This is a genomic window from Blattabacterium cuenoti (assembly GCF_014252435.1).
In the GTDB taxonomy this organism is placed as follows: domain Bacteria; phylum Bacteroidota; class Bacteroidia; order Flavobacteriales; family Blattabacteriaceae; genus Blattabacterium; species Blattabacterium cuenoti_X.
In genome coordinates this window covers 418,361-443,524 of the sequence record NZ_CP059220.1, presented here as the reverse complement: position 1 = coordinate 443,524, position 25,164 = coordinate 418,361, and the positions used below count along the sequence as shown (strand labels likewise).

Here is a 25,164-nt window from a genome sequence, read left to right as displayed (position 1 = left end):
AGATTACTTATGTTGAAAAAATTCAAGGAATATAAAAAATTAAATCTCAGTCAAATCTCATCAGAGATTACAAAATATTGGAAAAAACATCAAATTTTAAAACAAAGTTTAAAATATTCCATTAAAAAAAAATTTTCATATGTTTTATATGAAGGACCACCATCTTTAAATGGAAATCCAGGAGTTCATCATATTTTATCTAGAACAATAAAAGATATTTTTTGTAGATATCATTTTTTAAAAGGAAAGAATGTTTTTAGAAGAGCTGGTTGGGATGCTCATGGACTTCCCGTTGAAATCAACGTAGAAAAAAAAATAGGTATAAATAAAAGAGATATTGGGAAAAAAATAAGTATAGAAGAATACAATACATTTTGTAAAAAATTTGTTACGGATTCAATGAAACAATGGATTTCATTTACACAAAAAATGGGATATTGGATTGATATAGAAAATTCTTTTATAACCCATAATACAAAATATATAGAAAGTGTTTGGTGGTTAATCAAAAAGTTATACAATAGTGGTTTGATTTATCAAGGATATACAGTCCAACCATATTCACCATCTGCAGGTACAGCTTTAAGTCATCATGAATTAAATATGCCAGGTGCATATCAAAAAGTAAGTCAAATATCTCCTTATATCAAATTTAAATCAGTAAAAAAATCACTTCCAAATAAATTTAAAAGCATTTTATGTCCCATATTTTTTTTATCATGGACTACTAGTCCTTGGACTTTACCTTCTAATACAGCTTTATCTATAGGATGTGATATAGATTATGTTTTAGTTCAAACTTATGATGTGTATAAATGTTCACAAGAATGTTTATTTCTATCTGAAAAGTCAATTCATAGAGTATTTTTATCAACAAAATATTATTTTGTTTCAAATTTGGAAGAATTTAATCAATTTCCATGTTCGAATAAAAACAAAATTCCTTATATGATAATGGATAAAGTAAAAGGTAAAAATTTATTATATAGTAGATATGAACAATTATTACCATGGTTTTCTCCATATCATAAAAATTGTCATAATGCTTTTCAAGTGATAGAAGGTGAATTTGTTAACACAGAAGAAGGTACAGGAATTGTTCATATATCTCCAACGTTTGGATACGATGATTTTTTAATATCTAAAAAATACAATATTCCTCCTATGCTTATTTTAGATGGAAAACATAAAGATCCTGTTCCTATAGTGGATGTTCAAGGAAGATTTTTAAATATTATTCCTTATGGATTCGGAGGAAAATATATTAAAAATGAACTTAATCCTAATAAAAAAAAAAAATTTTCAGTAGATGAAGAAATGATATGTTTTTTGAAAAAAGAAAATAAAATCTTTAGAACAGAAAAATATCATCATTTTTATCCTTATTGTTGGAGGACATCAAAACCTATATTTTACTATCCCTTAAATTCTTGGTTTATTAAAACTACAAATATTGCAGAAAATATGATTACTCTCAATCAACATATAAAATGGCATTCTAATCCTGTAGGTAATAAACGTTTTGAATATTGGATTAAAAATATAAAAGATTGGAATTTATCAAGATCTAGGTATTGGGGGACTCCATTACCTATTTGGAAAACCAAAAAAGGAGATGAAATTATTATTATAGGATCTATAAAAGAATTATGTAAAGAGATCCAAAAGTCTATTCAACATGGACTAATGTCTTATAATAGTTTTAATAATTTTATATTGGATGATATGAGTGATGAAAATTATCATAGAATAGATTTACATAAACATATTTTAGATGAAATTATATTAGTATCACCTAAAGGATTTCCAATGAAAAGAGATCCAGATTTAATAGACGTTTGGTTTGATTCTGGTGCTATGCCATATGCTCAATTTCATTATCCATTTGAAAATAAAAAATTAATAGATCATCATTTATTATTTCCTTCTGATTTTATTTCAGAAGGAAGTGATCAAACGAGAGGATGGTTTTTTACACTACATGCTATTAGTAGTATGGTTTTTCATTCTATTTCATATAAAAATGTTTTGTCTACTGGATTAATTTTAGATAAAAATGGAAATAAAATGTCTAAAAGCAAAGGAAATACTATTGATCCTTTTGATTTAATAGAAACTTATAGTGCCGATGCTATCCGTTGGTATATTATATATAATTCTAATCCATGGGAAAATTTAAAATTTGACGTTGATAAATTATATATTATAATTAATAAGTTTTTTGTCACTTGGTTTAATTTATATTCATTTTTTTCAATATATGCCAATATTGATGGATATGTATACAAGGATAAAAAAAACATTATTAATAAAGATATTGATGATAATGATTTCTATGTAGAATTAGATCGATGGATTATTTCTGAATTAAATACCATGATTCAAAAATCGGATCAATATTATTCTGAATATGATCCAACTAAAGTAACTCGTATTATTTTTGATTTTGTATTAAATAAATTAAGTAATTGGTATATAAGATTATGTAGAAGAAGATTTTGGAAAAAAAAGTATACAAAAAGTAAGATATTCGCATATGACATATTATATCAATGTTTACTTAATATAGCTAAATTAGCTTCTCCAATTACTCCATTTTTTTCAGAAAAAATTTATATAGATTTAACTCATCATCTTAGTGATAAAACATTAAAAAGTATTCATTTTACTCATTTTCCAAAATATGATGATAAAATGATTCATCAAACATTAGAACAAAATATGTATTTGATTCAAAAAATAGTTGGAATGATCTCTTCTATCAGAAAGAAAAATAATATAAAAACTAGACAACCCTTACAAAGAGGAATTATTTTTTTACATAAAAAAACAATTGATCTTTCCTGTTTAAAGAATATTATTATACAAGAATCAAATATAAAAGAGGTGAAATTTACCAATTCTTATAAAAATTTAGAATTAGAAAAAATCATCAAACCTAATTATCGGTCTTTAGGACCTAGATTTGGAAAAAATACTAAAAAAATAGCTAATTTGATTCAAAATTTAGATCAACATCAAATTACAGAAATAGAAAAAAATAAAAAAATTTCTTTGTCAATCAAAAAAGAAGTGTTTTTTCTTTTATTAGAAGATGTAGAAATTACCACAAAATATGTAAAAGGATGGGATATTTCTTATAAAGATAATTTAACTGTAGCGTTAGATTTACGTATTACAAATCAACTTTTTGAAGAAGGATTTATAAGAGATATCATAAGGTATATACAAGTATTAAGAAAAAAATATAATTATGAAATTACTGAAAAAATACATGTTTATTTTTTTCTTCCACAAAATAGAGAACAAATTATACGAAAATATAAAAATATTATTTGTGAAGAAACTCTTTCATTAGATATTGATTTTCAAAATAATAAAAAAGGTGATAAAATCAAATTGGAAAATGATCAAGTCATGTATATAGATATTTATAAAAAGAAAAATATATAAATAAAATTTTGATATTTTATATATTTAATATATAAAAACGAATTAAAATATAATGAACTATAATCATTAATAAACGTTTGAAAGAGTATCTTACTATCATCAAATATTGATAAATCATAACAATGTATTTTAAAAAAGTAGAAAAAGATTAAATATTATTTTTTTTGATCAAGAATTGTATCATTATTTTTTCTATATTATTATTGGATCAGTTATTTAAAATTTATGTTAAGACTCATTTTGAATTAGGATATGGATTTCCTATATCCTCATTTTTTTGGATTTTTTTCGTAGAAAATCCAGGTATGGCTTATGGATTTTATATTATTCCTGGTTATGTTGGAAAAATTGTATTGAGTATTTTTCGTTGTTGTTTGATTATTTTTATGTTTTTTTTTCATATCAATAATATAAAAAAAAGATTAACAAATTATTTAATCATTCCTACTAGTTTAATTTTATCAGGATCTATAGGTAATTGTATAGATAGTATTTTATATGGTATTTTGTTTAATATAGGAACCATTTATAGTAAAAAAGATCAAAAATGGTTATCTTACTCCGGTATTTCTAAAATAAATTCTTTTTATGATTTGTATAGAAAAGGATATGCTTCTTTTTTTGAAGGATGTGTAGTAGATATGTTTTATTTTCCGATGATAGATTGTTTTTTACCTAAATGGATCCCTGTTTTTGGAGGTGTTCGATTTCAGTTTTTTAAACCAGTGTTTAATGTATCTGATATATCTATATTTTTGGGTATAATATTTTTGTTGTTATTTAGACGGAAAATTAAGAATGTTAAATTTTTTTGATAATTATAAAAATCTCTATAGATTTGTATCATCCTGATTTTCATTATCACGAATCGATATTAGCCGGTGTAGCTCAGTTGGCCAGAGCACGTGATTTGTAATCTCGGGGTCGTGGGTTCGAATCCCTCTACCGGCTTAATTTTTTTTTATAGGGGAGATACTCAAGTTAGGTTAACGAGGACAGACTGTAAATCTGTTGGCTTTGCCTTCGCAGGTTCGAATCCTGCTCTCCCCATTTTCTAAACATAGCGGAAGTAACTCAATTGGTAGAGTATCAGCCTTCCAAGTTGAATGTTGCGGGTTCGAATCCCGTCTTCCGCTCTATTTATATTTATCAAAGGCCAATGTAGCTCAGTGGAAGAGCACTTCCTTGGTAAGGAAGAGGTCACGGGTTCAAATCCCGCCATTGGCTTTATGTTTAAAATTCAAGAAATTTAATAATTTGTTATCATGGCAAAAGAAAAATTTAAGAGAGATAAACCACATTTAAATATAGGTACTACAGGCCATGTGGATCATGGAAAAACAACATTAACATCTGCTATAACAAAAGTTTTATCAAAAGAAGGATTAGCAGTAGAAAAAAGTTTTGATGCAATAGATAATGCTCCAGAAGAAAAAGCTAGAGGGATTACTATAAATACATCACATGTAGAATACGAAACAGTCAAAAGACATTATGCTCATGTAGATTGTCCCGGACATGCAGATTACATAAAAAATATGATTACGGGAGCCGCACAAATGGATGGAGCTATTTTAGTTGTTGCAGCTACAGATGGCCCTATGCCACAAACTAGAGAACATATTTTATTAGCACGTCAAGTTGGAGTACCTAAAATAGTGGTATTTATGAATAAAGTAGATCAGGTAGATGATCCTGAATTATTAGAATTAGTAGAAATGGAAATACGGGAGTTATTATCTAAATATGAATATGATGGAGAAAATATACCAATTATACAGGGTTCTGCTTTAGGAGCTTTAAATGGAGAAGAAAAATGGATTGGAAAAATAAAGGATTTAATGAATGTATTAGATGATTATATACCGAATCCAATTAGAGATATGGATAAACCATTTTTAATGCCTATAGAAGATGTGTTTACTATAACTGGAAGAGGAACAGTTGCAACAGGCCGAATAGAAAGTGGAGTGATCCATACAGGAGACATTGTAGATATTATAGGTATGGGAGAACAAAAATTATCATCTACAATAACGGGAGTAGAAATGTTTCGCAAAATTTTAGATAGGGGACAAGCTGGAGATAATGTAGGACTTTTATTACGTGGTATAGAAAAAAAAGATATTCGACGAGGGATGGTTATTGGAAAACCAGGTACTCTGAATTCTTATAGAAAATTTAAATCGGAAGTGTATATTCTGACTAAAGAAGAAGGTGGTAGACATACGCCTTTTCATAATAAATATAGACCTCAATTTTATTTGAGAACTACAGATGTAACAGGAGAAATACATCTACCAAAAGGATTAGAAATGGTAATGCCAGGAGATAATATTTCCATGGAAGTTGAATTACATCAACCTATTGCATTAAGTGAGAAATTAAGATTTGCAATTCGTGAAGGTGGAAAAACAGTAGGAGCTGGACAGGTTATTTCTATTATCCATTAAAACTTATTTTTTGATTAACGGATGTAGCTCAGTTAGGCAGAGCATCGGTCTCCAAAACCGAAGGTCGTAAGTTCGATTCTTACCATCCGTGTGTTTTTTTTAATTATATACAAAAAAATGGATGAATTATACATGAAGAAAAAAAAATTTTTTTCAGAAGTATATCATGAATTTTTTTATTGTATTTCTTGGCCTAAATGGAAAACTTTACAAGTGACTACAATCGTTATTTTTTCATTTTCGATATTTATGTCAATATTTTTATATAGTGTCGATCGATTTTTTATTTTTTTGATAAAAAAATTATTTTCTTTGTAGAATTATAAAACATTTATATGAGTGACTTTGAAAGAAAATGGTATGTCATAAAAACTATTAGTGGAAAAGAAAATAAAGTAAAGATATATATTGAAAATGAAATCAGAGATAATGGTTTTCAAAAGTATATAGGAGAAGTATTAGTTCCTATTGAAAAAATTATACAGATAAGAAAAGGAAAAAAAGTACATAAAGATAAAGTTTATTATCCCGGATATGTTATGATAGAAGCAAATTTAGAAGGGGAAGTCTTTCATAAAATTAAAAAAACTCCTGGTTTGATTACCTTTTTAGGAGAAGGAAAAGGTAGTCGATCTCATCCTGTTCCTATGAGAACAAAAGAGGTGAATAAAATACTAGGAAAAATGAATCAATTATCTGATTCATATAACAATATACAAATTCCTTTTATTGTCGGAGAAACCATTAAGGTCATAGATGGTCCTTTTAGTGGATTCAATGGAACAATTGAAAAAATTCATGAAGAAAAAAGAAAGTTAGAATTATCGGTTCTAATTTTTGGGAGAAAAACTCCATTGGAGTTAAGTTTTACACAAATAGAAAAGATATAGAATAATTATGAATTATAATAAAAAAATAGTAAAAAGAATTAAAATTCAGAAAATCATTGGTGGAAAAGCTTCTCCTGCACCACCTATTGGTCCTATATTAGGCAGTTCTGGAGTAAATATAATGGATTTTTGCAAAAAATATAATCTTTTTACAAAGGAAAAGATTGGGTTAATTTGTCCTGTTATTATCACGATATATGAAGATAAATCTTTTTCGTTTGTAATTAAAAAACCTCCAGTTTCTATTCAATTATTAAGTAAGATTAAAAAAGAAAAAGGATCGAAAGAATCTAATCGATCAAAAATTGGAAAGATAACTAAAGATGAAATTAAAATGATTGCAATAGATAAGATGGAAGATTTAAATTGTTATTCTATGGAATCTGCTATCTCTATGATATCTGGAACTGCGAGGTCTATGGGGATAGAAATAGAATAGATACATAAAGAAAAGTATTTGTATATGACAAAAAAATTAACTAAAAATAGAAAAAATATTATAAAAAAAATTTCAAAAAAAAAATATCCTTTAGAAGAATCTTTAAATCTTCTGAAAGAATTGAGTTTTGTTAAATTTGATGAATCGGTTGATATTTCTGTTCGTTTAGGGATAGATGTTCGTCTATCTAATCAAATAATAAAAGGATCTTTAATATTACCTCATGGTTCAGGGAAAAAAAAATGTATTTTAGCTTTAGTAACAAAAGAAAAAGAAAAAGATGTCAAAAAATATGGAGCTGATTATGTAGGACTAGATTATATTGAAAAAATAAAAAATGGATGGACAAATATAGATGTAGTAATATCTATGCCTAATGTAATGAATCAGATACGATCTATTTCTAAAATTTTAGGACCTAAAGGATTAATGCCAAGTTTAAATATGGGGACTGTATCTGTCAATCCAGAAAAACTGGTGAAAGAAATAAAATGTGGAAGAATTTTTTTTAAGTCAGATCGTTATGGAATTATTCATTCATCAGTAGGAAAAATTTCTTTTTCATGTAAACATTTATTGGAGAATGTAAAAGAATTTATGAAAAAATTGATTCATAGTAAGCCTCCTTCTTCTAAAGGAGATTATATAAAGAGTATTTTTTTATCTACTACTATGAGTAATTCTATTTCAGTAGACCATCAAATTTTTGTAAAAAAATGAATAAAATAAAAAAGAGAAAGGAACTATTGAATTTATCAAATTTAATATCTAATAATAAAGTAATATATTTGATCGACATTTCTTATTTAAATTCTAATCAAATAACTTTTTTAAGGAAAAATTTTAATGATTTTGGAATTCGAATGAAAATAGTGAAGAATACTCTTTTGAAAAAAACTATTGAAAATAGTAAAGATCAAGAGCTCAATCCTTTTTTTCCTGTTTTAAATGGAAATACAACGATATTATATTCAAATAAAAATGTAGAAAATATAATACCAAATATTATTAAAAAATTTCATATTAAGGAACATATTCAAAAACCTTATTTAAAATCCGCTTATGTACAAAAATCTTTTTATTTTGGAAATGAAAATTTAGATATTCTTATTAATATTAAATCTAAAGAAGATCTGATTATAGATGTTTTATATATTCTTCAATTTTCAATAAGAGAACTTATTTTAGATTTACATCGATCATCAATAGATCAAATATATCAGATTTTAAAATTTTTTTCATATAATGAAAGTGAAAAAAAAGTAGAAAATAAAAAATAAAAATAACATGATAGAAAAATTAGCGGAACAATTAGTGAGTTTAACAGTAAAAGAAGTGAGTGAATTAATTATTATTTTAAAAGAAAAATATGGAATAAACCCGAAAAATGTAGAAAAACTGGATAATCATTCTGATAAATTAAATGAATCTTCCAAAGAAGTGACAAAAAGTGTTTTTAACATAACTTTAACTTCCGTTGGAAGTTCTAAATTATCAATAGTAAAATTAATTAAAGAAATAACGGGGAAAGGGCTAAAAGAATCTAAAGATTTAGCTGATAATGTTCCTAGTATTATTAAAGAATCTGTAAATAAAAAAGAAGCAAATAATATGAAAAATAGATTTGAAGAATTAGGAGCTAAAGTAGAACTAAAATAAACATAAATATATTTTTTTATATCATCCATTAATTATATAAAATTAGTGAAGACAGATAATATAACAGAAAGGATTACATTCTCTTCATCCAAACAACCGGAGAAATATCCGGATTTTTTAGAAATTCAAATTAAATCATTTAAAGAATTTTTTCAATTAGATACAAAACGAAATAATATAAAAAATGAAGGTCTTTTTAAGGCCTTTATGGAAAATTTTCCAATTTCTGATGCAAGAAATTCTTTTGTTTTGGAATTCAAAGGTTATTCTATTGATTCACCTAGATATTCAATAGAAGAATGTATAGAAAGAGGATTAACTTATAGTGTTCCTTTAAAAGCGAAATTAAAATTGTATTGTACGGATCCTGAACATGAAGATTTTGAAACTGTAATTCAAGATGTTTATTTAGGAACATGTCCATATATGACTCCTTCTGGTTCTTTTATTTTCAATGGTTCGGAAAGGGTTATTGTATCGCAATTACATCGATCTCCTGGAGTGTTCTTCGGACAATCTCATCATGCTAATGGTACTAAACTTTATTCTGCTCGAATTATTCCATTTAAGGGTTCATGGATAGAATTTGCTACGGATATTAATAATATTATGTATGCTTACATTGATCGAAAGAAAAAACTACCAATGACGACTTTACTTCGTGCTATAGGATATGAAAGAGATAAGGATATATTGAATATATTTGATTTATCTGAAGAAGTAAAAGTACAAGATGATTCAAAAGATAAAATTTTAGGAAGGACATTAGCTGCAAGAGTTTTAAAAATATGGCATGAAGATTTTGTAGATGAAGATACAGGAGAAGTAGTTTCTATAGAAAGAAATGAAGTGCTTATTGATAGAGATATTCTTTTAAAAGAAGAGCATATAAATATTATCAATGATCATGAAATAAAAACAATTTTATTACATAAAGCATATGGTAGAAAAAATGATTATTCTATTATATATAATACTCTTCAAAAGGATCCTACGAATTCTGAAAAAGAAGCAGTGGAATATATTTATAAACAAATAAGAAATACGGAACCACCAGATGAAGAAACTGCTAGAGGTATTATAGATAAACTTTTTTTCTCAGATGCAAGATATAGTTTAGGACCAGTAGGTAGGTATCGTTTAAATAAACGTTTGGGATTAAAAATCCATTCAAATCATTTAGTTTTAACAAAACAAGATATTATTGCTATAATTGAACATTTAAATGCTCTGTTTAATTCTAAAAGAGAAGTAGATGATATCGATCATTTATCCAATAGAAGAGTCAGAACAGTAGGAGAACAATTATATACTCAGTTTAGTATTGGTTTATCTAGAATGGCTAGAACAATAAAAGAACGAATGAATGTTCGAGATAATGAAGTTTTTACTCCTTCAGATTTGATTAATGCGAAAACTCTTTCTTCCGTTATCAATACTTTTTTTGGTACCAACCAATTGTCTCAATTTATGGATCAAACTAATCCTCTTTCTGAAATTACACATAAAAGAAGGATGTCTGCATTAGGTCCTGGTGGTTTATCGAGAGAGAGAGCTGGTTTTGAAGTAAGAGATGTTAATTATTCTCATTATGGTAGATTATGTCCAATAGAAACGCCTGAAGGTCCTAATATAGGATTAATATCTTCTCTTTCTGTTTTTGCTAAAATAAATAAAATGGGTTTTATTGAAACTCCTTATAGAACAGTTCATAATGGAGTAGTATATATGAATATGGATATAAAATATTTAAGTGCAGAAGAAGAAGAAGGGAAGGTAATTGTACAATCAAATGCTATTAATAACAATGGATCTTTTCATTCTAATCGAATTATAGCTCGTGAAGATGGAGATTTTCCAGTTGTAACACCTAGTCAAGTAGATTATATTGATATTGCGCCAAATCAAATTTCATCTATATCTGCATCTCTCATTCCATTTTTAGAACATGATGATGCAAATAGAGCTCTTATGGGATCAAATATGATGCGTCAAGCTGTTCCTTTATTAAAACCAGAATCACCTATAGTAGGTACTGGTATGGAGAAACAAATAGCAATAGATTCTAGAATCTTAATTCATGCAGAATATGAAGGATTGATAGAATATGTAGATGCAAATCAAATCAAAATTCGTTATTATAGAAATGATCAGGAATCTTTAGTTAGTTTTGAATCTGACATAAAAGTTTATAATTTAATTAAATTTAGAAAAACAAATCAAAATACATGTATTAATTTAAGACCTATCGTTAAAAAAGGAATGAGTATTAAAAAAGGACAAATGTTATGTGAAGGATATGCTACAGAAAATGGAGAATTATCTTTAGGAAGGAATTTAAAAGCAGCATTTATTCCTTGTAATGGATATAATTTTGAAGATGCGGTTTTAATTTCAGAAAGAGTAGTGCGAGAAGATTGGTTTACATCTATTCACATAGACGAATATTCTTTAGAAGTACGTGATACAAAATTGGGAATGGAAGAATTAACAAATGATATTCCAAATGTTAGTGAAGATGCAACTAAAGATTTAGATGAAAATGGAATCATTCGTGTAGGTGCTGAAGTAAGACCAGGTGATATTTTGATTGGAAAAATAACTCCAAAAGGAGAATCAGATCCAACTCCAGAAGAAAAATTGTTGAGAGCTATTTTTGGAGAAAAAGCAGGAAATGTCAAAGATGCATCGTTAAGAGCTGATCCTTCTTTATTTGGTGTTGTCATTGATACAAAATTATTTAGTAAAAGTATAAAAGATAAAAATACTAGAATTCGTGATAAGATTGAAATTGAAAAATTAGAAAAAGAACACAAAAAAAACTTATTGAATATTCGAAATTCTCTTTTGAAAAAATTAGTACATGTATTATCTGGTAAAGTATGTGTGAATGGAATAATAGATGAAAATGGAAATCAAGTTGTATCGGAAGGTACTATTTTTGATGAAAAATTATTGATGAATATTTCAGATTATATCAAAATTCGAATTGATAATTGGACTAATAATGATGAAAACGACGAATTGTCATCAGAAATAATACATAATTATAAAATGTCAGTCAATGATTTAATAAGTAATTTTAAACATAAAAAATTTTCAATTACAATTGGAGATGAACTTCCATCTGGAATTGTAAAAATGGCAAAAGTCTATATTGCAAAAAAAAGGAAATTAAAAGTTGGCGATAAAATGGCAGGTCGACATGGCAATAAAGGAGTAGTAGCTCGTATTCTTCGAGAAGAAGATATGCCGTTTTTAGAAGATGGGAGCACTGTAGATATTGTTTTAAATCCACTAGGAGTTCCTTCTAGAATGAATATTGGACAAATATACGAAACAGTATTAGGTTGGGCTGGTCAAAATTTGAATGTAAAATTTTCAACACCTATATTTGATGGAGCTACTATTGAACAAATAACTGAATATACTTCTAAATCTGGAATTCCAAAATTTGGAACTACTTATTTATTTGATGGTGAAACTGGTGAAAGATTTGATCAACGAGCAACAGTTGGTGTGATATATATGTTGAAATTAGGTCATATGGTTGATGATAAAATGCATTCTCGTTCAATAGGTCCCTATTCTTTAATTACTCAACAACCATTGGGTGGAAAAGCTCAATTTGGAGGACAACGTTTTGGCGAAATGGAAGTTTGGGCTTTAGAAGCTTTTGGTGCATCTAACATTTTACGTGAGATTTTAACAGTAAAATCGGATGATGTGGTAGGAAGAGCTAAAACATATGAATCGATAGTAAAAGGAATAGAAATGCCAGAACCTAATAATCCTGAATCTTTTAACGTTCTTCGTTATGAATTGAAAGGATTAGGGTTAAATATAAGTTTAGAAGAATGAAATTAGCTTTATAATAAAAAATGTATAAAAAAAGAAATACAAAATTTAGTAAAATTATTATTAGATTATCTTCACCAGAAGTAATTTTAAAAGAATCTTATGGTGAAGTTTTAAAACCAGAGACAATTAATTATCGAACTCATAAACCGGAAAGAGACGGACTTTTTTGTGAACGTATTTTTGGTCCTATAAAAGATTATGAATGTGCTTGTGGAAAATACAAAAGAATTCGTTATAAAGGAATAGTATGTGATAGATGTGGAGTGGAAGTCACTGAAAAAAGAGTGAGAAGAGAACGAATGGGTCATATTAGTCTTATTGTTCCCGTAGTTCATATTTGGTGTTTTCGTACATCTCCTAATAAAATTGGGTATTTATTAGGATTACCATCGAAAAAACTAGATATGATTATATATTATGAACGATATGTAGTTGTTCAAAGTGGGGTGGCTTCTTTTTTAGATAAAAAGAATAAAATTCGAAAAGGAGAATTTTTAACAGAAGAGGAATATTTACATATTTTAAATCAACTTCCAAAAGGAAATCAAAATTTAGATGATTCTGATTCAGATAAGTTTATAGCAAAAATGGGAGCTGAATGTATAGAAGATTTGTTAAATCGTATTGATTTAGATTCTTTATATATTAATTTAAGAAATCAAGTTTGCAATGAAACTTCGAAACAAAGAAGAACAGAAGCATTAAAACGTTTACAAGTTGTAGAATCATTTAGAGAAGGAAAAAAAAATGGAGGGAATCCATCATGGATGATAATACGAGTGTTATCGGTTATTCCACCAGAATTACGTCCTTTAGTTCCTTTAGATGGAGGTAGATATGCTTCATCAGACATGACCGATCTTTATCGTCGTGTTTTAATTAGAAATAATCGATTGAAAAGGTTGATAGAAATTAAAGCTCCTGAAGTGATTCTTCGAAATGAAAAAAGAATGTTACAAGAGTCAGTAGATTCTTTATTTGATAATTCTAGAAAAGTATCTGCTGTAAAATCAGAAGCAAATCGTCCTTTAAAATCATTATCTGATTCTTTAAAAGGAAAACAGGGTCGTTTTAGACAGAATCTTCTTGGCAAAAGAGTAGATTATTCAGCTAGATCAGTCATTGTGGTTGGACCTCATTTAAAATTACATGAATGTGGCTTACCAAAAGAAATGGCGGCAGAATTATATAAACCGTTTATTATAAGAAAATTAATTGAAAGAGGTATTGTCAAAACCGTTAAATCTGCAAAACGAATTATTGATAAAAGAACATCTATGATATGGGACATTTTAGAAAATGTTTTAAGGGGTCATCCTATTTTATTAAATAGAGCTCCTACTTTACACAGGTTAGGAATACAAGCATTTCAACCGAAATTAATTGAAGGTAAAGCTATTCAATTACATCCATTAGTTTGTTCAGCTTTTAATGCAGATTTTGATGGAGATCAAATGGCTGTTCATCTTCCTCTTTCTAATGCAGCAATATTAGAAGCTCAGTTATTAATGTTAGCTTCTCAAAATATTTTAAATCCTGCAAATGGAATTCCAATTACAGTTCCATCACAAGATATGGTTTTAGGTCTTTATTATATGACGAAAATACGATTATCTGATACGAATTCAATAGTAAAAGGAGAAGGAAATATATTTTATTCTTCAGAAGAAGTGCAGATTGCATATAATCAAAAAGCTGTGGATTTACATGCTTTAATTAAAGTAAAAGTGACGATTCGTGATAATAATAATAATTTTTTGAAAAAGATTATAGAAACAACTGTAGGAAGAGTATTATTTAATCAAGTAATACCTAAAAATGTTGGATATATTAATAAATCGTTAACTAAAAAATCATTAAGGGAAATAATAGGAAAGATACTATTTTATACAAATGTACCAACTACGTCTAAATTTTTAGATGATATTAAGAATTTAGGTTTCTATAATGCATTTAAAGGAGGTCTTTCATTTGGTTTAGGGGACATTCTTGTTCCTAATGATAAAGGAAATATGGTAAATGATGCTATAAAAAAAGTAGACCACGTCAAAATGAATTATAACATGGGATTGGTTACTAATAATGAACGTTATAATCAAACAATTGATATATGGACTAATACTAATTCGATGCTTACCGAAAAAGTAATGAAACATATGCGAGAAGATAAAAAAGGATTTAATCCTGTGTATATGATGTTAGATTCTGGAGCGAGAGGTTCTAAAGAACAAATTCGTCAACTTTCTGGAATGAGAGGTTTAATGGCAAAACCTCAAAAAACCGGATCTTCTGGAGGAGAAATTATTGAAAATCCTATTTTATCTAATTTTAAAGAAGGATTATCTATTTTAGAATATTTTATTTCTACTCATGGAGCACGTAAAGGTTTAGCTGATACTGCTTTAAAAACAGCAGATGCTGGTTATCTTACAAGAAGATTAGTAGATGCAGCTCAAGATGTTATAATAAAAATGGAAGATTGTAATACTTTACGTGGGTTAGAAATGCATGCATTAAAAAAAAATGAAGAAATAGTTGAAACATTATTTGATAGAATTTTAGGTAGAATATCTTTAAATGATGTTGTTTATAATAGAAATAATGATGATCCAATAGTTATTATTCATTCTGGATCTATGATTGATGAAAAAATAGCTAGGATGATAGAAGAATATGGAATTGAAGTAGTAGAAGTAAGATCTCCATTAACATGTGAAGCAAAAATGGGGATTTGTGCAAAATGTTATGGAAGAAATTTATCTACAGGGAAAATAGTTCAAAAAGGAGAAGCTGTAGGAGTTATTGCAGCACAATCTATTGGAGAACCTGGAACTCAATTAACATTAAGAACTTTTCATGTTGGTGGAACTGCTGGTACTATAACTGAATCTTCACAAATAATAGCGAAATATAATGGATATATAGAATTTGAAGATTTAAAATTGGTAAAAACGAATGAAAAAAATGAGGAACTAGGAATAGTGGTATCTAGAACATCAGAAATGAAATTATTTAATACAAAGAAATCATCTATTTTAATGACCAATAATATTCCTTATGGATCTTCTCTATTTGTTCAAAATGGGGATTTTCTTAAAGAAGGAGATTTAATTTGTAAATGGGATTTATATAATGCTGTAATGATTTCAGAATATTCAGGAACTGTATTATATCAACATTTAGAGCAGGGGGTAACATTTCAATTAGAAGTAGATGAACAAACTGGATTTCAAGAAAAAGTAGTAACAGAAGGAAGAAATAGAAGTTTAATTCCGACATTAAAAATTGTGAATGAAAAAAATGAAGAATTAAAAATATATAATTTACCATTAGGAGGCCATTTAATGGTAAAAGATGGAGAACAAATAAAACAGGGAAAAATCTTAGTCAAAGTTCCTAGAAAATCAGCTAAATCTGGAGATATTACAGGAGGATTACCTAGATTATCTGAATTATTTGAAGCAAGAAATCCATCCAATCCAGCAGTTGTTTCAGAAATGGATGGAATAGTGAGTCATGGTAAAATTAAAAGGGGAAATAGAGAGATTATTGTAGAATCTAAAAATGGAGAAGTGAAAAAATATTTAATCAAATTATCAAATCAGATTCTGGTTCAAGAAAATGATTATATAAAAGCAGGAATGCCTATTTCAGATGGAGCAGTGACTCCTAATGATATTTTGAATATTAAAGGTCCGCGAGCTGTACAAGAATATCTGATTGAAGAGATACAAGAAGTATATCGTTTACAAGGTGTAAAGATTAATGATAAACATTTTGAAATAATTGTTTTACAAATGATGAGGAAAATTGAGGTTTTAAATATAGGAGATTCTAAGTTTTTAGAAGGAAGTATTGAGTATAAAGATGATTTTATAGAAGAAAATGATAAAATTTCTCAAATGAAAGTAGTTGAATGTTCCGGAGATTCAAAAATTTTTGATAAAGGAAGTCTGATTAGTTATAGAGATTTTAGAAATGAGAATACAGTATTAAAATACCAAAAGAAACAATTGATGAAAGTAAGGAATGCAATTCCAGCTACGGGTAGACCTATATTACAAGGAATAACTAGATCTGCATTACAAACTAAATCTTTCATATCAGCGGCTTCATTTCAAGAAACAACGAAAGTATTAAGTGAAGCAGCTATAAGTGGAAAAACAGATTATTTATATGGATTAAAAGAAAACGTAATTGTAGGACACAAAATACCAGCAGGTACAGGTTTAAAGGAATATGATGATGTAGATACAGAAATTTTATAAAATTTTTTTTTTCCATTGATTTTTAATAGATACTATTTTGTTTGCAGTAATATCATTATTATGATTATTTTTTACAATATAAAAATATCCAATTCTTTGAAATTGAAAATGAGTTCCTATTTGAGATTGTTTCAAAGATGGTTCTGCTTGACCTATAATTTCATTTTTTGATTTTGGATTGATATAATTATAAAAGTCTTCATCTTCTTCTGGTTTTTTTTTTAAAAACAAAGTTTGATATAAATTTATTTTTATTGGAATAGAATGCTTGATAGAAACCCAATGTAATGTTTTCATTGTATTTTTATGATGAGTTCTGTTTTTTTTGTTATATTGACTTTCTGGATCATAAGTACAATGAATTTCATCAATGTCTCCATTTTTTTTTTTGGTAAAAAAATTTGCTTGAATGATATAAGCACTTTTTAATCTAATTTTTTTTCCGATTTGTAATCGAAAAAAATTTTTTTTGTTTTTTTCTGAAAAATCGTTTTTTTCAATATAAAGATATCTAGAAAAAGGAATTTTTCTTTTTCCAAAAGATAGATCTTCTGGGTTATTTTGAGTATTTATCCATTCTGTTTTATTTTCTATATAATTATCGATAATTAATTTTAATGGAGATAAAACAACCATCACTCTAGGAGCTATTTTATTTAAATGATTTCTAATACAAAATTCTAAAAAAGATATATCAATATTATTATTTCTTTTTGTAATTCCAATTTTTTGAATAAAATTTTTCAATGATGATGAAGTATATCCTTTATTACGTAGACCAGATATTGTTAATATTCGTGGATCACTCCAAGAACGAATGATATTTTTTTGTATTAAAAAATTAATTTTTCTTTTACTAGTTATTGAATGACTAACATGTAATCTTGAAAATTCTATTTGTTTAGGTATGATTTTTTTTTTATCAAATATTTTATTTAAAAACCAATTATATAATGGTTTTTTATTTTCAAATTCTAATGAACATAAAGAATGAGATATTTCTTCAATATAATCACATTGTCCATGAGTCCAATCGTAAGTAGGATATATACACCACTTATTTCCAGTTCGATGATGTTTTTTATATAAAATTCTATACATGATAGGATCTCTCATGTTCATATTAGGAGATTCCATATTTATTTTTGCTCTTAAAACACAAGATCCTTCTTGAAAAAATCCATTTTTCATCTTTTGAAAAAGATTTATATTTTCAAGAATCGATCTATTTCTATGTTTACTATTAATTCCAATTGTATAAGAATTTTTTCTTTGAATTTTGATATTTTTTTTAGATTGGTTATCTACATAAGCTTGATTATTTTGTATTAATTTTATAGCCCATTCATAAAGTGTTTGAAAATAATCTGAAGCATAGCTTACTTTATTCCATTTAAATCCTAAAAATGTAATATCTTGTTTGATAGATTCTATAAATTGTTCATTTTCTCCTATGGGATTTGTGTCATCAAATCGCAAAATAACTGGAGCCTGATATTTTATTCCAAGTTGAAAATTCAGATATATAGATTTTACATGTCCAATATGTAAATAACCATTTGGTTCTGGAGGAAATCGAAATTTTATTTTTTCTATTGGAAGTCCATTTTTTATATCTTCTTCTATAATCTTTTCAATAAAATGTAAATTAGATTTTATTCTATAATTTATTTTAAGTTCAAATATAATATAAGTTAAAATTTTTAATTTATAAAATATTTTTTTTTAAAAAAAATAAAAATTTGAAAGATTCATATTCAGAAATTATTCAATGGATATTCAATCGTCTTCCATTGTATCAAAAGGAAGGATTAAAATCATATAAATCAGGATTAAAAAGAATCAATAATTTTTGTTTTCATTTAGGTAATCCACAAAATTTTTTTAAGAGTATTCATGTTGGAGGGACAAATGGAAAAGGTTCTACTGTTCATATGTTATCTTCTATTTTACAAGAAGAAAAATATAAAATAGGGTTATTTATATCTCCTCATATCAAAGATTTTAGGGAAAGAATTACTTATAATGGATCATTAATTGAAAAAGAATTTATTGTAGACTTTATTCAGAAAAATAGATATTTTATAGAAAAGGAAAATATTTCATTTTTTGAAATGAATACAGCTTTAGCTTTTCAATATTTTAAAGAAAAAAAAGTAAATATAGCTATTATTGAAGTAGGAATGGGTGGTCGATTAGATTCAACCAATATAATTAATCCGGAGATATCTGTAATTACTAATATAAGTAAAGATCATACGAATGTTTTTGGAAAAAGTATTTTGAATATTGCTTTTGAAAAAGCAGGAATTATCAAAGAACAAATACCTATAGTAATAGGAAGAAAAACATCAAAAAATATACGATTATTTTTTTTTAAAGAAGCATTAAAAAAGAATGCACCAATTTACTTTTCTGGTAGAAAAAAAGAAAGTTATAAATATATATCTCCACTTCAAGCAGATTATCAACACTTTAATAAGTGTACAGTGTTAAAAACTATTGAAATTTTAAATAAGAGAAAAAATATATTTATATCCGAAAGGTCGATAAAAAGAGGATTAAAAAATGTAATAGAAAACACAAATTTTCAAGGACGTTGGCATATTATTCAGCAAGAAAAACCAAAAATTATTTGTGATATAGCACATAATGAAAATGGTATATATATGGTTAATTCTCAGATAAAAAAAGAATTGTATGAAAAACTACATTTAGTTTTAGGATTTGTCAAAGAAAAAAAAGTGAAAAATTTATTAAAATATTTTCCTAAACAATCCTTGTATTATTTTTGTCAACCTAATATAGATAGAAAATATCCAATCAATGATTTAAAAAATATAGTGAAAAATTGTTTTCAAAACCATAAAAATATCAAATTTTTTCATTCTGTAAAAGAAGCTTTTTCTTATGCAAAAAAAAAGTCAGATCAAAATGATTTAATTATTATAAGCGGAAGTACATTTGTCGTATCTGAAGTATTGAATTAATTGTAGTCAATTTTTTTTCTTACATTTGAAAATAATTCATTTCCGTAAAAATTATAGGGTGATTAGCTCAGTATGGTTCAGAGCATCTGTTTTACAAACAGAAGGTCACTGGTTCAAATCCAGTATCGCCCATTTTCTTGATATAAAATTCAATATATCTACTTGATTTTTTGGATCAAACCATGTGATATCTTGATATTTTTTATACCAAGTTATCTGTTTTTTCACATATTTTCTAGTATTTATTTCTATGTTTTTTATAACGTTTTTTATACAAATTTTTTCTTTTTTTTCCAAAAAAGAATATATTTCTTTGTACCCTATTGTTTGTAAACTATTCAAATTTTTATAAGGATAAAATTTTTTTGCTTCATGAAGGAGTCCTTTTTTGATCATAGAATTTACACGAATGTGTATACGATTAAAAATTTCATTTTTTGGTAAAAAAAGACCAACTTTTAAAGTTATAAAATTTCTTTTTTTTTTATTTTTTTTCCAAAAAAATAAAGGAGTTTTTCCTGTTGATTTAAATATTTCTATATATCGTATTAAACGTCTAGGATTATGTATATCCATTACATCGTTTTGATTTTTAATATTTAAAAATTCTTTTTGTAAATATTGAATTCCTTTTTTTTTATAATGAACAATTAATTCATTATGAATTTTTGGATCAATGTCTGGGATATGACATAGTCCTTCTGTTATAGATTTTTCATATAAACTTGATCCTCCTACTGCTATTAAGATAGAATATTTATGAAATAGTTTAGACGTTTTTTTTAAAAAATCTGTTTCAAATAATTTTGCATTATAATTTTGATAAAAATGTAAATGTCCTATAAAATGATGAGGTACTGTATTTAATGCTTTTTCATCTGGCATCGATGTCCCTATTTTCAATTCTTTATAGAATTGTCTAGAATCAATAGATAAAATTTCTGTTTTGAATTTTTTAGCTAAATAAATAGATAAATTGGTTTTTCCAACACATGTAGGTCCTAATATAAATAAGATGATTTTTTTTTTCAATTGAAAATTGATGAAGAATTAGATAATTTTGCATACATATGGTATTCCATTAAAACTAAAGCAGTCATTGCTTCTACTATAGGAACAGCTCTAGGTAAAACACAAGGATCATGTCTACCTTTTCCATCTATAAAAACATAATTTCCATTTTCATCTATAGTTTTTTGTTCTTTCATTATTGTTGCTACTGGTTTAAAAGCTACTTTAAAATAAATATCCATTCCATTGGATATGCCCCCTTGTATACCACCGGAATGATTTGTTTTGGTTTTTCCATTTGAATAAAATAAATCATTATGTTGAGATCCTTTTAATTTGGTTCCATCAAATCCACTTCCATATTCAAATCCTTTTACTGCGTTGATTGAAAGCATTGCTTTCCCCAATTCGGCATGTAATTTATTAAAAATTGGTTCTCCTATACCAATGGGTAAATTTTTGATTACACAGGTAATAATTCCACCGATTGTGTCTCCTTCTTTTTTAATTTTATGAATAAAAGATATCATTTTTTCAGAAGTTTTATATTCAGGACATCTTATCGTACTTTTTTCTATGGATTCTCTAGATAAATCTAATTTTTGATACGATTTTTTTGTAGATATAGGACCAACACTTGAAACATAAGATGTTATTTGAACTTTTTTTAGGAATTGTTTAGCTATAGCTCCAGCTACTACTCTACATATTGTTTCTCGTGCTGATGAACGACCTCCTCCTCTATAATCTCTGATTCCATATTTTTTTTCATAAGTAAAATCAGAATGAGAAGGACGATAAACATTTTTAATATGTTTATAGTCTTTAGTATTATGATCCTTATTATAAATAATAAAACCAATAGGAGTACCTGTTGTTTGATTGTTTATAATTCCAGATAAAAAAATTACTTGGTCAGGTTCTTTACGTTGAGTTACAATAGATGACTGACCTGGCTTTCTCCTATTTAATTCATATTGAATTTCTTTGATATCTAATGTTATTTTTGATGGACATCCATCGATTACACCACCCATAGCGCATCCATGACTTTCTCCAAAAGTACTTACCCTAAAAAGGCTTCCAAAAATATTACCTCCCATAATAGTAAAATGTTTTAAGTTTAATAGTAATAATTGGTTGATGAAAAAAAATTCAACTCATATTAATATTGTCATTATATAATAATTGAATTAATTATATTCTTTGTTATTGAATTTTTAATTGGATTTATGTTTTGTATTTAGGATAAAAATTTTTTTTTTTTTTTCGTTTTGATTGATTAAAAGTAAACTTATGATTTAGATCTTTAGAATTTTTATAAAAGTTAATTAAACGATGAAATTCAATCCATGAAAAACGTTTTATTAATTCATTTTTATCAAGAAAAGATAATTTTTTTTGCAGTTCAGGCATAAAATCTATCATACTTTTCTCATCTATTATCATGTTTTTTATTTTTTTGATAAAATAAAGAATTTGTTTGTGTACAATTTCTTTTTTTATAGGAATTAAAATATAATTGAAATTTGTTCCGATTTTTTTTTCAATTTTTTTTAAAACTTTTTTTTCATTATGATGGATAATACAAATAGATGTTCCACCATTTCCAGCTCTGCCAGTTCGTCCACTTCTATGGATATATATTTCACTGATTTTAGGTAAGTCATAGTGTATGACATGAGTTACGTTATTGATATCTAAACCACGAGATGCTATATCTGTTGCAACTAAACATTGCAAATTTTTATTTCTAAATTTATTCAAAACGTTTTCTCTTTGTGTTTGAGGTAAATCTCCAGATAAAAAATCAGCATTATATGAATCTTTTATCAGTAATTCTGCTACTTTTTTGGTTTCTTTTTTGGTACTGCAAAATATAATTCCATATATATTAGGATTTACATCTAAAATTCTTTTTAAAACTAAATATTTTTTTTTTACATTATTAACAACATAATATATATGTTTCGTTTTATTGAAAGAAATATTATTATGTGTTGTAGTGATTATTTTTTTGGGATTTTTTAGATAATTATTTGTTATTAAATGAATATATTTAGACATTGTTGCGGAAAATAACAAATTTTGTTTTTTATCTGGTAATTTTTTGATAATACAATCCAATATATCTTTAAAACCCATACTCATCATTTCATCTGCTTCATCAAGTACAAAATATCTAATTTGAGAAAGAAATATTTTTTTTCTTTTTATTAAATCCCAAATCCTTCCAGGAGTTCCTACTATAATATGATGTCGAGTTTTTAAATGTTTTAATTGATTAATAATATTAGTACCTCCATATAGAGAAATAATTTTTATAAACTTGATGAATTTTGAAAAAATTTGTAAATCATTTGTGATTTGTAATGAAAGCTCTCTTGTTGGACATAAAATTAAAGCTTGCGGATATTCGATTTTTATATTAATATTTTGAATAATTGGTAGACCAAAAGCAGCCGTTTTTCCAGTTCCTGTATGAGCTAAGGCTATTAGATCTTGTTTAGAATGAAATAAAAAAGGGATCACTTTTTCTTGAATAGGTGTGGGATTTTTAAATCCTACATGTTCTATAGCTTTGAGAATATTTTTGCTAAAAAAATGATAATCTTTAAATTTTTTCATAAAAAAAGTGATGAGAATAATCTATTAAAAATGGAGAATGTTTAATACAAATATAATATATAGATATTTAACCGTAAAATTAAATATAAAATTATATTTAATTTTTCATATTAATAGAAATGATTATTTTTTATTTTTTATTAAATGATTAATTAATAAATTATATCTTATATATAACAATATTGCTGATATTATAATTCCAAATCCTAATCCAATCCAAACTCCTAATCCTTTTATTTTGATTGATAAATACCAAGATACAGGTAAAGCTACAATCCAATAAGAAAAAAAACTAATATACATAGGAATTTTTACATCTTGCATTCCTCTTAATGCTCCGAGAATGATACTTTGGAATCCATCAGGTATTTGAAAAATACTAGCAACGATGATCATATTTTTTGTAAGAGAAATTACTTCTTTATCATTATTTATATATATAAAAGGAATATAATCTATAAAAAATAAAAATAGAAAACTACATATAGACATGAAAATTAACCCCATAATAAAAATAGATTTTCCAATTTTCTTTAATTCACAATATCTTTTTAAGGCCATTTGATTTCCAAATCTAATTGTAGAAGTAACAGAAAAAGCTGCATTTAATAAAAATGTAGAAGATACTAGACTAATAATAATTTGATGTGCTGCTAATACTTTTACACCATATTTTCCAGATATAAAAGAAGATATAGAGAAGGCACTCATTTCAAATAACATATGTAATCCAGATGGAATTCCTATTCGAAGAATATCTTGAATATATTTTTTTTTGAAAAAAAAATGTTTACAATATTTGTAATACTTGTGTATTTTTTTACATTTATGTAAAAGTAGGATAATTCCTAATAGCATAATAATACGGGATATTAAAGTAGAATAAGCGATTCCGATTAGGCCTAATTTTGAAAATCCTAAATATCCATTAATAAATATGTAATTAAAAAAAATATTAGTGATAGATGATATCCAAGTAACAATAAGACTTGGATAAATGATAGATAATCCTTCTGAAAATTTTCTAAAAACTTCAAAAATCATCCAAGGTATCAAAGATATGGCCGTAATTTTTAAAAAAGAGATAGTGTCTATTAAAATTTCGATAGGTTGTCCTAAATATGGAAAAATATAAAAAAAAATTTGAATTATTCCATACATTAATAAAGAAAAAATAAAATTTAATATTAATCCATGGAAAAAAATCATCATTCCTTTATGATACTCCTTTTGAGGATCTAAAGATGATATTAAAGAAGAAATAGCATTTGATATTCCTAATCCAAAAATAATGAGTATAAAAAAAATTGAATTAGACAATGAAATAGAAGCTAATGATTTTTTTCCTAAAGATCCGACCATTATATTATCAAACAAGCCAATAGATATTACACCTAATTGAGTGAAAATAACGGGAAAAGCTAATGAAAAATTTTTTTTAAAATGTTGTAAATAATATTTTATTATTAATTTATTTGATTCAATTGATAAATTAATTTTATCACTCAATTT

The 25,164-nt window shown here is 26.1% G+C and carries 17 protein-coding genes and 6 tRNA genes; 18 read left to right on the top strand and 5 right to left on the bottom strand.

Features of this window, described 5'->3' with window-relative positions:
• The first annotated feature begins 9 nt into the window (after nt 1–9).
• From ileS to rpoC, 16 genes are all read left to right on the top strand, one after another.
• The gene (gene ileS / locus H0H35_RS02145; RefSeq protein WP_185882820.1) at nt 10–3,453 is read left to right on the top strand and encodes an isoleucine--tRNA ligase; all 3,444 of its coding nucleotides are present in this window, start codon (nt 10–12) and stop codon (nt 3,451–3,453) included.
• Nucleotides 3,454–3,617: 164 nt separating this feature from the next.
• Nucleotides 3,618–4,268 carry a lipoprotein signal peptidase gene (locus H0H35_RS02140; RefSeq protein WP_185882819.1) on the top strand — a complete coding sequence of 217 codons (651 nt, stop codon included), beginning with the start codon at nt 3,618–3,620 and terminating at the stop codon, nt 4,266–4,268.
• A gap of 62 nt (nt 4,269–4,330) precedes the next feature.
• Nucleotides 4,331–4,404 (top strand) — tRNA-Thr (locus H0H35_RS02135).
• Nucleotides 4,405–4,419: 15 nt separating this feature from the next.
• A tRNA-Tyr gene (locus H0H35_RS02130) sits at nt 4,420–4,503 on the top strand.
• Between the two features lie 13 nt (nt 4,504–4,516).
• A tRNA-Gly gene (locus H0H35_RS02125) sits at nt 4,517–4,589 on the top strand.
• Between the two features lie 19 nt (nt 4,590–4,608).
• A tRNA-Thr gene (locus H0H35_RS02120) sits at nt 4,609–4,680 on the top strand.
• A gap of 38 nt (nt 4,681–4,718) precedes the next feature.
• A complete protein-coding gene (gene tuf / locus H0H35_RS02115; protein ID WP_185882818.1) occupies nt 4,719–5,906 on the top strand; it encodes an elongation factor Tu in 1,188 nt (395 codons plus the stop codon).
• 17 nt (nt 5,907–5,923) lie between these two features.
• Nucleotides 5,924–5,997 (top strand) — tRNA-Trp (locus H0H35_RS02110).
• A gap of 26 nt (nt 5,998–6,023) precedes the next feature.
• On the top strand, nt 6,024–6,224 hold the full coding sequence (gene secE / locus H0H35_RS02105; protein ID WP_317167191.1) for a preprotein translocase subunit SecE: 201 nt from the start codon (nt 6,024–6,026) through the stop codon (nt 6,222–6,224).
• 17 nt (nt 6,225–6,241) lie between these two features.
• On the top strand, nt 6,242–6,796 hold the full coding sequence (nusG, locus tag H0H35_RS02100; protein ID WP_185882816.1) for a transcription termination/antitermination protein NusG: 555 nt from the start codon (nt 6,242–6,244) through the stop codon (nt 6,794–6,796).
• A 7-nt stretch (nt 6,797–6,803) separates the two neighbouring features.
• Nucleotides 6,804–7,235 (top strand): 50S ribosomal protein L11, encoded by a 432-nt coding sequence (gene rplK / locus H0H35_RS02095; RefSeq protein ID WP_185882815.1) that lies wholly within the window; start codon nt 6,804–6,806, stop codon nt 7,233–7,235.
• A gap of 24 nt (nt 7,236–7,259) precedes the next feature.
• The gene (gene rplA / locus H0H35_RS02090; protein ID WP_185882814.1) at nt 7,260–7,955 is read left to right on the top strand and encodes a 50S ribosomal protein L1; all 696 of its coding nucleotides are present in this window, start codon (nt 7,260–7,262) and stop codon (nt 7,953–7,955) included.
• Nucleotides 7,952–8,515 (top strand): 50S ribosomal protein L10, encoded by a 564-nt coding sequence (gene rplJ / locus H0H35_RS02085; protein WP_185882813.1) that lies wholly within the window; start codon nt 7,952–7,954, stop codon nt 8,513–8,515. Before rplA ends, rplJ begins: the two co-directional genes overlap by 4 nt.
• A 7-nt stretch (nt 8,516–8,522) precedes the next feature.
• A complete protein-coding gene (gene rplL / locus H0H35_RS02080) occupies nt 8,523–8,894 on the top strand; it encodes a 50S ribosomal protein L7/L12 (RefSeq protein WP_185882812.1) in 372 nt (123 codons plus the stop codon).
• A gap of 45 nt (nt 8,895–8,939) precedes the next feature.
• The gene (gene rpoB / locus H0H35_RS02075; RefSeq protein ID WP_185882811.1) at nt 8,940–12,755 is read left to right on the top strand and encodes a DNA-directed RNA polymerase subunit beta; all 3,816 of its coding nucleotides are present in this window, start codon (nt 8,940–8,942) and stop codon (nt 12,753–12,755) included.
• 20 nt (nt 12,756–12,775) lie between these two features.
• Nucleotides 12,776–17,023, top strand: coding sequence for a DNA-directed RNA polymerase subunit beta' (rpoC, locus tag H0H35_RS02070; protein WP_185882810.1), 4,248 nt, complete (start codon nt 12,776–12,778; stop codon nt 17,021–17,023).
• Here rpoC and glnS read toward each other — a convergent pair.
• A complete protein-coding gene (gene glnS / locus H0H35_RS02065) occupies nt 17,018–18,694 on the bottom strand; it encodes a glutamine--tRNA ligase (protein WP_394798831.1) in 1,677 nt (558 codons plus the stop codon). The genes rpoC and glnS overlap by 6 nt on opposite strands.
• Before the next feature lie 71 nt (nt 18,695–18,765).
• Here glnS and H0H35_RS02060 point away from each other — a divergent pair, with 71 nt between their 5' ends.
• Nucleotides 18,766–20,013: a bifunctional folylpolyglutamate synthase/dihydrofolate synthase gene (locus tag H0H35_RS02060; protein WP_185882809.1), complete on the top strand. Its 1,248-nt coding sequence runs from the start codon at nt 18,766–18,768 to the stop codon at nt 20,011–20,013.
• A 56-nt stretch (nt 20,014–20,069) separates the two neighbouring features.
• Nucleotides 20,070–20,145, top strand: a tRNA-Val gene (locus tag H0H35_RS02055).
• Here the strand turns inward: H0H35_RS02055 and miaA are convergent.
• From miaA to H0H35_RS02035, 4 genes are all read right to left on the bottom strand, one after another.
• Nucleotides 20,119–21,045 (bottom strand): tRNA (adenosine(37)-N6)-dimethylallyltransferase MiaA, encoded by a 927-nt coding sequence (gene miaA / locus H0H35_RS02050; RefSeq protein ID WP_238892307.1) that lies wholly within the window; start codon nt 21,043–21,045, stop codon nt 20,119–20,121. The genes H0H35_RS02055 and miaA overlap by 27 nt on opposite strands.
• The gene (gene aroC, locus H0H35_RS02045) at nt 21,042–22,127 is read right to left on the bottom strand and encodes a chorismate synthase (RefSeq protein ID WP_185882808.1); all 1,086 of its coding nucleotides are present in this window, start codon (nt 22,125–22,127) and stop codon (nt 21,042–21,044) included. Before aroC ends, miaA begins: the two co-directional genes overlap by 4 nt.
• A 127-nt stretch (nt 22,128–22,254) precedes the next feature.
• A complete protein-coding gene (locus H0H35_RS02040) occupies nt 22,255–23,652 on the bottom strand; it encodes a DEAD/DEAH box helicase (RefSeq protein ID WP_185882807.1) in 1,398 nt (465 codons plus the stop codon).
• A gap of 123 nt (nt 23,653–23,775) precedes the next feature.
• Nucleotides 23,776–25,161, bottom strand: a complete 1,386-nt coding sequence (locus H0H35_RS02035; RefSeq protein ID WP_317167190.1) for an MATE family efflux transporter — start codon at nt 25,159–25,161, stop codon at nt 23,776–23,778.
• Between the last annotated feature and the right edge of the window lie 3 nt (nt 25,162–25,164).